7 protein-coding genes are annotated in these 9,188 nt (G+C 73.5%); all 7 read left to right on the top strand.

All coding sequences use genetic code 11. From position 1 onward, the window contains the following. Positions 1–295: 295 nt before the first annotated feature. Positions 296–1,432, top strand: coding sequence for a peptidoglycan bridge formation glycyltransferase FemA/FemB family protein (locus K4G64_RS36670; RefSeq protein WP_221760210.1), 1,137 nt, complete (start codon positions 296–298; stop codon positions 1,430–1,432). 171 nt (positions 1,433–1,603) lie between these two features. Then, positions 1,604–2,572: a DMT family transporter gene (locus K4G64_RS36665; RefSeq protein ID WP_221760209.1), complete on the top strand. Its 969-nt coding sequence runs from the start codon at positions 1,604–1,606 to the stop codon at positions 2,570–2,572. Between the two features lie 65 nt (positions 2,573–2,637). Continuing rightward, complete coding sequence (locus tag K4G64_RS36660) at positions 2,638–3,240, top strand: DinB family protein (RefSeq protein WP_221760208.1); 603 nt, start codon at positions 2,638–2,640, stop codon at positions 3,238–3,240. 282 nt (positions 3,241–3,522) lie between these two features. Next, positions 3,523–4,317 carry a TIGR03084 family metal-binding protein gene (locus K4G64_RS36655; protein ID WP_221760211.1) on the top strand — a complete coding sequence of 265 codons (795 nt, stop codon included), beginning with the start codon at positions 3,523–3,525 and terminating at the stop codon, positions 4,315–4,317. Next, a complete protein-coding gene (locus K4G64_RS36650; RefSeq protein WP_221760207.1) occupies positions 4,314–5,981 on the top strand; it encodes an acyclic terpene utilization AtuA family protein in 1,668 nt (555 codons plus the stop codon). Before K4G64_RS36655 ends, K4G64_RS36650 begins: the two co-directional genes overlap by 4 nt. Then, a complete protein-coding gene (locus K4G64_RS36645; RefSeq protein WP_221760206.1) occupies positions 5,978–7,576 on the top strand; it encodes an acyl-CoA carboxylase subunit beta in 1,599 nt (532 codons plus the stop codon). The genes K4G64_RS36650 and K4G64_RS36645 overlap by 4 nt, the downstream gene beginning before the upstream one ends. Positions 7,577–7,581: 5 nt before the next feature. Then, positions 7,582–9,188: acetyl/propionyl/methylcrotonyl-CoA carboxylase subunit alpha (locus tag K4G64_RS36640; protein ID WP_221760205.1), on the top strand; the 1,607-nt coding region annotated here is incomplete at its 3' end.

Here is a 9,188-nt window from a genome sequence, read left to right as displayed (position 1 = left end):
GCCCCACCCAGGGCCGACCCCGTCGCACGCAGGCCTTCACCACAGTCCGCCCGCCCCATGGCCCGGCCTCACCACAGTCCGCCCGACCCCATGGCCCGGCCCTGGGTGGGGCCGGGCCATGGGGTCGGGCGGACTGTGGTGAGGCCGGGCCATGGGGCGAGTCGGCCCTGGGTGAGGCGTTCGGGCCACGAGGCCGGTGGAACCGAGTGTCTGAGGCGGGGAGGGGCGACGCCGCTCCTAGGCTCGCGGCACCAGTCACTGCCCGTCGAGGGCCGCTGCTCGAAGGAGCCCGCGCATGAGCGTCCGTGTCCAGCCGATCACCCGTGACGAGCACCTCGCGTTCGTCACGGCCCGCCCCTCCGCCAGCCACACCCAGGTCCCCTCCTGGGGCGAGGTGAAGCCCGACTGGCAGGCGGAGAGCCTCGGCTGGTTCGACGACGGCGGGCAGCTCGTCGGCGCCGGACTGGTGCTGCTGCGCCCGCTGCCCGGCCCCCGGGTGCCCGGGCTGCCGCGCTACCTCGCGTACCTGCCCGAGGGCCCGCTCCTCGACTGGCACGAGCCCGGTCTCGACCGCCTGCTGGAGCCGATGCTCGCGCACCTGAGACGGCGCGGCGCCTTCGCGGTGCGGATGGGCCCGCCGGTCGTGGTGCGCCGCTGGAGCGCCGACGCGGTCAAGGCGGCCATCGCGGACCCGGCCGCGCGGCGGCTGCGCGACGTGAAGGCGACGTCGTACGAACCGCGCGCCGGCCAGGTCGCGGACAGCCTGCGGCGCATGGGCTGGCGGCAGTCCGAGGCCTCCGGCGAGGACGGTTTCGCCGCGGGCCAGCCCCGGTACGTCTTCCAGGTGCCGTTCGCCGGCCGGTCGCTGGAGGACATCCACGACGGCCTGAACCAGCAGTGGCGCCGCAACATCAAGAAGGCCGAGAAGGCCGGGGTGAAGGTCGTCCGCGGTGACCTGGAGGACCTGCCGGCCTTTCACGAGCTGTACAGCGAGACCGCCGAGCGGGACCGGTTCATCCCGCGCCCGCTGCCGTACTTCCAGCGCATGTGGAGCGCGCTCACCGCCGAACACCCCGACCGGATGCGGCTCTATCTCGCGTACCACGACGGTGAGGTGCTCGCCGCGGCCACCATGCTGACCGTCGGCGACCACGTCTGGTACTCCTACGGCGCCTCCACGGCCCGCCGCCGCGAGGTCCAGCCGAGCAGCGCCGTGCAGTGGCGGATGATGACCGACGCGCACGAACTCGGCGCCGCCGTCTACGACCTGCGCGGCATCACCGACACCCTGGAGGAGTCCAGCCACTTGTTGGGCCTGCTCCGCTTCAAGGTGGGCACCGGCGGCGAGGCCGTGGAGTACCTCGGCGAATGGGACTACCCGCTCAACCGGCTGCTCTACAGGGCGTTCGACCTTTACCTGGCGCGCCGCTGAGGAGATGGGCCGGGGCGTCCGGTGTCTCACGGGCCGGGACAGAGGTAAAAGGTGTTTACGCACCTGACTGAGTCCATTACTCTGGACTGGCAAGTGCATCCGGGTGTACATGGAGTGCATGCCGATGTACGCACAGCCCCCGACCCAGCGCCGAGAAGTACAGGACCGCCCGTGACCACCCCCGACAGCGTGACCACGCCCCAGCCCGCGACCGCCGCCGCCCCCGACGGCGCAGCGCCGGGCTCCGGCCCGGGCCGGCTCGGTTCCCTCGGACCCGTGGGCCTGGTGCTGGCGGGCGGGATCTCCGTGCAGTTCGGCGGCGCCCTGGCCGTGACGCTGATGCCCAGGGCGGGCGCCCTCGGAGTGGTGGCCCTGCGCCTGCTGGTCGCGGCCGTCGTGCTGCTCCTGGTCTGCCGCCCGCGGCTGCGCGGCCACTCGCGCACCGACTGGGGCACGGTCGTCGTCTTCGGCATCACCATGGCCGCGATGAACGGCCTCTTCTACCAGGCCGTCGCGCGCATCCCGCTGGGCCCCGCGGTCACGCTGGAGGTGCTCGGCCCGCTCGCCCTCTCGGTCTTCGCCTCCCGCCGCGCGATCAACCTCGTATGGGCGGCGCTCGCGCTCGCCGGTGTCTTCCTCCTCGGCGGGGGAGGCTTCAGCGGGCTCGACCCCACGGGAACGGCCTTCGCCCTGGGCGCGGGCGCCATGTGGGCCGCCTACATCGTCTTCAGTGCCCGTACGGGCCGCCGCTTCCCGCAGGCGGACGGGCTGGCCCTGGCCATGGCGGTGGGGGCGGTGCTGTTCCTGCCCCTGGGCATCGCCGAGTCGGGGACCAAGCTGCTCGACCCGGTGACGCTGGGCCTGGGCGCGGCGGTCGCCCTGCTCTCCTCCGTGCTGCCCTACACCCTCGAACTCCTCGCCCTGCGCCGCCTGCCCGCCTCCACCTTCGCGATCCTGATGAGCCTCGAACCGGCCATCGCCGCCACGGCCGGGTTCCTCATCCTCGACCAGGCCCTCAGCGCCGCCGAGGCCGCCGCGATCGCCCTCGTCGTCGCGGCGAGCATGGGCGCGGTGCGCACCCAGGTGGGCCGCGGCCGCAAGAAGCGGGCGGCGCTGGAGAGCACGGGCCTGGAGGGCTGAGCGCCCGCGAGGGAAGCGGCCCCAGGCCCGGCCCCGTTGCCGGTGCCGGGTGCCACACTGCGCGCATGACCGCGACAGACCCCAAGGCCGACCTCCTCCGCTATCTCCAGGACGCCCGTGACGCCCTGCTGTGGAAGCTCGAAGGGCTCTCGGAGTACGACATCCGGCGCCCCCTGACACCCACCGGCACCAATCTGCTGGGGCTGGTCAAGCACGTCGCGGGGGTGGAGCTCGGATACTTCGGCGACACCTTCGGTCGGCCGTACTTCGACGAGAACCCACCATCCTGGTGGTACACGCAGGACGCCGCCCCCAACGCCGACATGTGGGCCACCCCCGACGAGTCGCGCCAGGACATCGCCGGGCTCTACCGCCGGGCCTGGGAGCACGCGGACGGCACGATCGCGGCGTTGCCGCTGGACGCGACCGGTCGCGTGCCCTGGTGGCCCGAGGAGCGCCGGGAGGCCAGGCTGCACCACATCCTGGTACGCGTGATCGCCGACACCAGCCGGCACGCGGGCCACGCCGACATCGTGCGCGAACTCATCGACGGGTCGGTCGGCCTGACGCAGGGCAAGGACAGCATGCCCCCGGGCGACCGGGCCATGTGGGAGGCCCATCGGCAGCGACTGGAGGAGGCGGCGCGGGAAGCGGACAAGGCCGTCTGAACACGCCTGCGGCGGTGCGGGCCCAGGGCGGGTCCGCAAAGTCCCGCCTGGGTGCCCGGCCTGGCGCGTCAGCACGCGTGACCAATGGAACGAGCGCGCCCCGGAGTGTATTGATCTCGCCGCCGACGAGCACGCTTCCGGCCGCCGCGACAATTCATGCAAGCACGCTTGATTGTTTCCGGTGCCGCTGTCATGCTCCTCACCACGCCGCACCACCCCGCACGCCGCATCACCCCCCACCTCACCACCCCGCACACCGTCGTGCCCCGAGGGGAGCGCCCCGTGTCCGATCCGACGTCCGTGATCGACGATCTGCGCGAGGAGAGCGAGGAACTCGACCGCCTCGTGGCCGGGTTGCCCCCGCGGCGCTGGTCGCTCGCGACCCCCGCGCCCGGCTGGACCGTGGCCCACCAGATCGCCCATCTCGGCTGGACGGACCACTCGTCCCTGCTCGCCGTCACGGACCCCGACGGCTTCCACGCCCTGGTCGAGAAGGCCCTCGCCGCACCCGGCTCCTTCGTTGACGAAGGAGCCGAGGAGGGCGCGCGGCTCCCGCCCGGCGAGCTGCTCGCCCGGTGGCGCGGCGGCCGCGCGGCACTGGAGGAGGCGCTGCGGGCCGCACCGCCCGGGGCGCGCTTCCCCTGGTACGGCCCGCCCATGTCGGCCCCCTCCATGGCGACGGCCCGCCTGATGGAGACGTGGGCCCACGGGCAGGACGTCGTCGACGCCGTGGGTGTGGTGAGCCCACCCACCGACCGGCTGCGCCATGTGGCCTGGCTCGGGGTACGGACCCGTGACTTCGCCTTCGGCGTGCACGGCCTCACCCCGCCCCCCGACCCCTTCCGCGTCGAACTGCGCGCCCCCTCCGGCGACCTGTGGACCTACGGCCCCGAGGACGCCGCGCAGCGCCTCACCGGGACCGCCCTCGACTTCTGCCTGCTGGTCACCCAGCGCGCACACCGCACCGACCTCGCCCTGCGCGCCGACGGCCCCGACGCCGACCGCTGGCTGGACGTCGCGCAGGCCTTCGCCGGACCGCCGGGCGGCGGACGCCCGCCGAAGGAGTCGGCCTCGTGACCCTCCGCATCGGCAACGCCTCCGGCTTCTACGGCGACCGCTTCGACGCGATGCGCGAGATGCTCACCGGCGGCGAACTCGACGTCCTCACCGGCGACTACCTCGCCGAACTGACCATGCTGATCCTCGGCCGGGACCGCCTGAAGGACCCCGGCGCCGGATACGCGCGCACCTTCCTGCGGCAGTTGGAGGAGTGCCTCGCTCTCGCGCACGAGCGGGGCGTCAGGATCGTCACCAACGCGGGCGGGCTCAACCCGGCCGGACTCGCGGACGCGGTAGGGCGGTTGGCCGAGCGGCTGGGCATCCCCGTACGCGTCGCCCATGTGGCGGGCGACGATCTCACGGCCGCGTACCCGGGCTCCCTCGCCGCCCACGCCTACCTCGGCGGCTTCGGCATCACGGAGTGCCTGCGGGCGGGCGCCGACGTCGTCGTCACCGGGCGGGTGACGGACGCGGCCCTGGTCACGGGGCCCGCCGCCGCCCACTTCGGATGGACACCGCAGGACCACGACCGGCTCGCGGGGGCCGTGGTCGCCGGGCACGTCCTGGAGTGCGGTGCGCAGGCCACCGGCGGCAACTACGCCTTCTTCCGGGACGGCGACGCCCGCCGCCCCGGCTTCCCGCTGGCCGAGCTGCACGAGGACGGCAGCTGCGTCATCACCAAGCACCCCGGCACGGGCGGCTTCGTCGACGTCGGCACGGTCACCGCGCAGCTGCTGTACGAGACGGCCGGGGCCCGGTACGCGGGACCGGACGTCACCGCCCGGCTGGACACCGTACGGCTGAGCCAGGAGGGGCCCGACCGGGTGCGGATCGAGGGCGTGCGCGGGGAGGCGCCGCCGCCCACCCTCAAGGTCGGGCTCAACCGGCTCGGCGGCTTCCGCAACGAGGTCGTCTTCGTGCTCACCGGCCTCGACATCGAGGCCAAGGCCGCCCTGGTGCGGGACCAGCTGGAACCGGCTCTCGGCAAGGTCGCAGACGTGCGCTGGGAGCTGGCCCGCACCGACCGCCCCGACGCCCCGACCGAGGAGACGGCGAGCGCGCTGCTGCGGCTCGTCGTACGGGACCCCGACCAGGGCGCTGTCGGCCGGGCGCTGAGCGGGGCGGCCGTGGAGCTGGCGCTGGCCAGCTATCCCGGCTTCCATGTGCTGGCCCCACCCGGAAAGGGCTCGCCCTATGGGGTCTTCGAGAATGTGTACGTCCCCCATGGTTCCGTCGACCATGTGGCCGTCCTCCACGACGGGCGCCGGATCCCCGTGCCACCGGCCCACGACACGGCCGTACTCGACGCGGTGCCGCAGCCGCCCCTGCCGGAGCCGCCGGAGCCCGGGCCCACCCGGCGCGCCCCCCTCGGACTGGTCGCGGGCGCCCGCAGCGGCGACAAGGGCGGCAACGCCAACGTCGGGGTGTGGGCGCGCACGGACGATGCCTGGCGGTGGCTCGCGCACGAGCTGACCGCCGAACGGTTCCGGGAGCTCATCCCCGAAAGCCGCGAACTGACCGTCCTACGGCACGCGCTGCCGAACCTGCGCGCCCTCAACTTCGTCGTCGAGGGCATCCTCGGCGCCGGCGTCGCCGCGCAGCACCGCTTCGATCCGCAGGCCAAGGCCCTCGGCGAATGGCTGCGCTCCCGCCACCTGGAGATACCGGAGGCCCTCCTGTGACCGTCCTGACCTCCGCGCTCGACCCCGCCGGCCCCGAACACCGCGCCAACCGCGAGGAGATGCTCGCCAAGCTCGCCGCACTCGACGCCGAGCACGCCAAGGCCCTCGCGGGCGGCGGCGAGAAGTACGTCGCACGGCACCGGAAGCGCGGCAAGCTCCTCGCCCGTGAGCGCATTGAGCTGCTGCTCGACCCCGACACGCCGTTCCTGGAGCTGTCCCCGCTGGCCGCCTGGGGCAGCGACTACACCGTCGGGGCGTCCCTCGTCACCGGGATCGGGGTGGTGGAGGGCGTGGAGTGCCTGATCACCGCCAACGACCCGACCGTGCGCGGTGGAGCGAGCAACCCCTGGTCGCTGAAGAAGGCCCTGCGCGCCAACGACATCGCCCTCGCCAACCGGCTGCCCTGTATCAGCATGGTGGAGTCCGGCGGCGCCGATCTGCCGTCCCAGAAGGAGATCTTCATCCCCGGCGGCGCCATCTTCCGCGACCTCACCCGGCTGTCCGCCGCCGGGATCCCGACCGTCGCGGTCGTCTTCGGCAACTCCACCGCCGGCGGCGCCTACATCCCCGGCATGTCCGACCACGTGATCATGGTCAAGGAGCGGGCGAAGGTGTTCCTCGGCGGCCCGCCGCTGGTGAAGATGGCGACCGGGGAGGAGAGCGACGACGAGTCCCTGGGCGGCGCCGAGATGCACGCACGCACCTCGGGCCTCGCCGACTACTTCGCCGTCGACGAGCCGGACGCGCTCCGCCAGGCCCGCCGCGTGGTCGCCCGCCTCAACCACCGCAAGGCGTATGAGGATCCGGGCCCGGCCGAGCCGCCCAAGTACGACCCGGAGGAGCTGCTGGGCATCGTCCCCGGCGACCTCAAGAGCCCCTTCGACCCGCGCGAGGTCATCGCCCGGATCGTCGACGCCTCCGACTTCGACGAGTTCAAACCGCTGTACGGGACGAGCCTGACCACCGGCTGGGCCGCCCTGCACGGCTACCCCGTCGGCATCCTCGCCAACGCCCGGGGCGTCCTGTTCAGCGAGGAGTCGCAGAAGGCCGCCCAGTTCATCCAACTCGCCAACCAGCGCGACATCCCCCTGCTCTTCCTGCACAACACCACCGGCTACATGGTCGGCAGGGAGTACGAGCAGGGCGGCATCATCAAACACGGCGCGATGATGATCAACGCGGTCAGCAACAGCCGCGTGCCCCACCTCTCCGTCCTCATGGGGGCGTCGTACGGCGCCGGCCACTACGGCATGTGCGGCCGCGCCTACGACCCCCGCTTCCTCTTCGCCTGGCCCAGTGCCAAGTCCGCCGTCATGGGCCCGCAGCAACTCGCCGGCGTGCTGTCGATCGTCGCCCGCCAGTCGGCCGCCGCGAAGGGGCAGCCCTACGACGACGAGGCCGACGCCGCGCTGCGCGCCATGGTGGAGCAGCAGATCGAGTCCGAGTCGCTGCCGATGTTCCTGTCCGGGCGGCTCTACGACGACGGCGTCATCGACCCGCGGGACACCCGCACCGTTCTCGGCCTGTGCCTGTCCGCGATCCACACCGCCCCCTACGAGGGCGCCCGCGGCGGCTTCGGCGTCTTCCGGATGTGAGGCCCATGATCACTTCAGTTCTTGTCGCGAACCGGGGCGAGATCGCCTGCCGTGTCGTGCGCACCTGCCGTGCGGCGGGGATCCGGACGGTCGCCGTGCACTCGGACGCCGACGCGAACGCCCTCCACGCGCGCGTGGCCGACACCGCCGTACGGCTGCCGGGGTCGGCGCCCGCCGACACCTATCTGCGCGGCGACCTGATCGTGAAGGCCGCCCTCGCCACCGGTGCGGACGCCGTGCACCCCGGTTACGGCTTCCTCTCCGAGAACGCCGGTTTCGCGCGGGCCGTTCAGGACGCCGGCCTGGTGTGGATCGGGCCGCCCCCGGAGGCGATCGAGGCGATGGCGTCCAAGACGCGCGCCAAGGAGCTGCTGGGCATCGCGCCCCTGCGGGAGGTCACCGAGGCCGATCTGCCGGTGCTGGTGAAGGCGGCGGCGGGCGGCGGCGGCCGCGGCATGCGCGTCGTACGGCACCTGGAGGATCTGGACGCCGAGTCGGCCGCAGCCCGGGCCGAGGCCGCGAGCGCCTTCGGCGACGGCGAGGTGTTCGTCGAGCCGTACGTGGAGGGCGGGCGGCACGTCGAGGTGCAGGTGCTCGCCGACACGCACGGCACGGTGTGGGCGCTCGGCACCCGTGACTGCTCCCTCCAGCGCCGTCACCAGAAGGTGATCGAGGAGGCCCCGGCGCCCGGACTGTCCGCCGCACTCGACGAGGAGGTCCGCGCCCTCGCCGTACGGGCCGCCCGGGCGGTGCAGTACGTCGGCGCCGGAACCGTGGAGTTCCTCGTCGCGGGCGACCGGGCGCACTTCCTGGAGATGAACACCCGTCTCCAGGTGGAACACCCCGTGACGGAGGCGGTGTTCGGGATCGATCTCGTCGCCGAGCAGATCCGCGTCGCCGAGGGCCACGCCCACACGGAGGACCCCCCGCAGCCCCGCGGACACGCCGTCGAGGCCCGCCTCTACGCCGAGGACCCGGCCGGCGACTGGGCACCGCAGACCGGCCGCCTGCACCGCCTCGCCGTCCCCGACGCCGTGCGCCTGGACACCGGCTACACCGACGGCGACGACATCGGCGTCCACTACGACCCCATGCTCGCCAAGGTCGTCGCCCACGCCCCCACCCGCGCCGAGGCGATCCGCAAGCTCGCCGCCGCCCTCGACCGCGCGGTGATCCACGGCCCCGTCACCAACCGTGACCTCCTGGTCCGCTCCCTGCGCCACCCCGAGTTCACCGCCGCCCGGATGGACACCGGCTTCTACGACCGCCACCTGCCGGACCTCACCGAGCCGTCCCCCGACCCGCACGCCCCCCTGGCCGCCGCCCTCGCCGACGCCCACGGCCGCTCCCGCTTCGGCGGCTGGCGCAACGTCGCCTCCCAGCCCCAGAGCAAGCGGTACCTGATGGCGGGCGAGGAACACGAGGCCCGCTACCGGCACGGCAGGGAAGGCCTGGAGGCGGACGGGGTGCGGGTGGTGCACGCCGACGCGCGGCTCGTGATCCTCGACGTGGACGGGGTGGAACGCCGCTTCGAGGTCTCCCGCTACGGCGACCGCGTGTACGTCAACACCACCTCCCTGACCGCCCTGCCCCGCTTCCCCGACCCCACCGC

It is taken from the genome of Streptomyces sp. WAC04114 (assembly GCF_019733245.1).
In the GTDB taxonomy this organism is placed as follows: domain Bacteria; phylum Actinomycetota; class Actinomycetes; order Streptomycetales; family Streptomycetaceae; genus Streptomyces; species Streptomyces massasporeus_A.
This window is presented reverse-complemented; position numbering and strand designations above follow the sequence as displayed.

Coding starts and splice junctions, on each gene's coding strand:
- K4G64_RS36670 (WP_221760210.1), top strand. CDS start 296: ATGAGCGTCCGTGTCCAGCCGATCACCCGTGACGAGCACCTCGCGTTC.
- K4G64_RS36660 (WP_221760208.1), top strand. CDS start 2,638: ATGACCGCGACAGACCCCAAGGCCGACCTCCTCCGCTATCTCCAGGAC.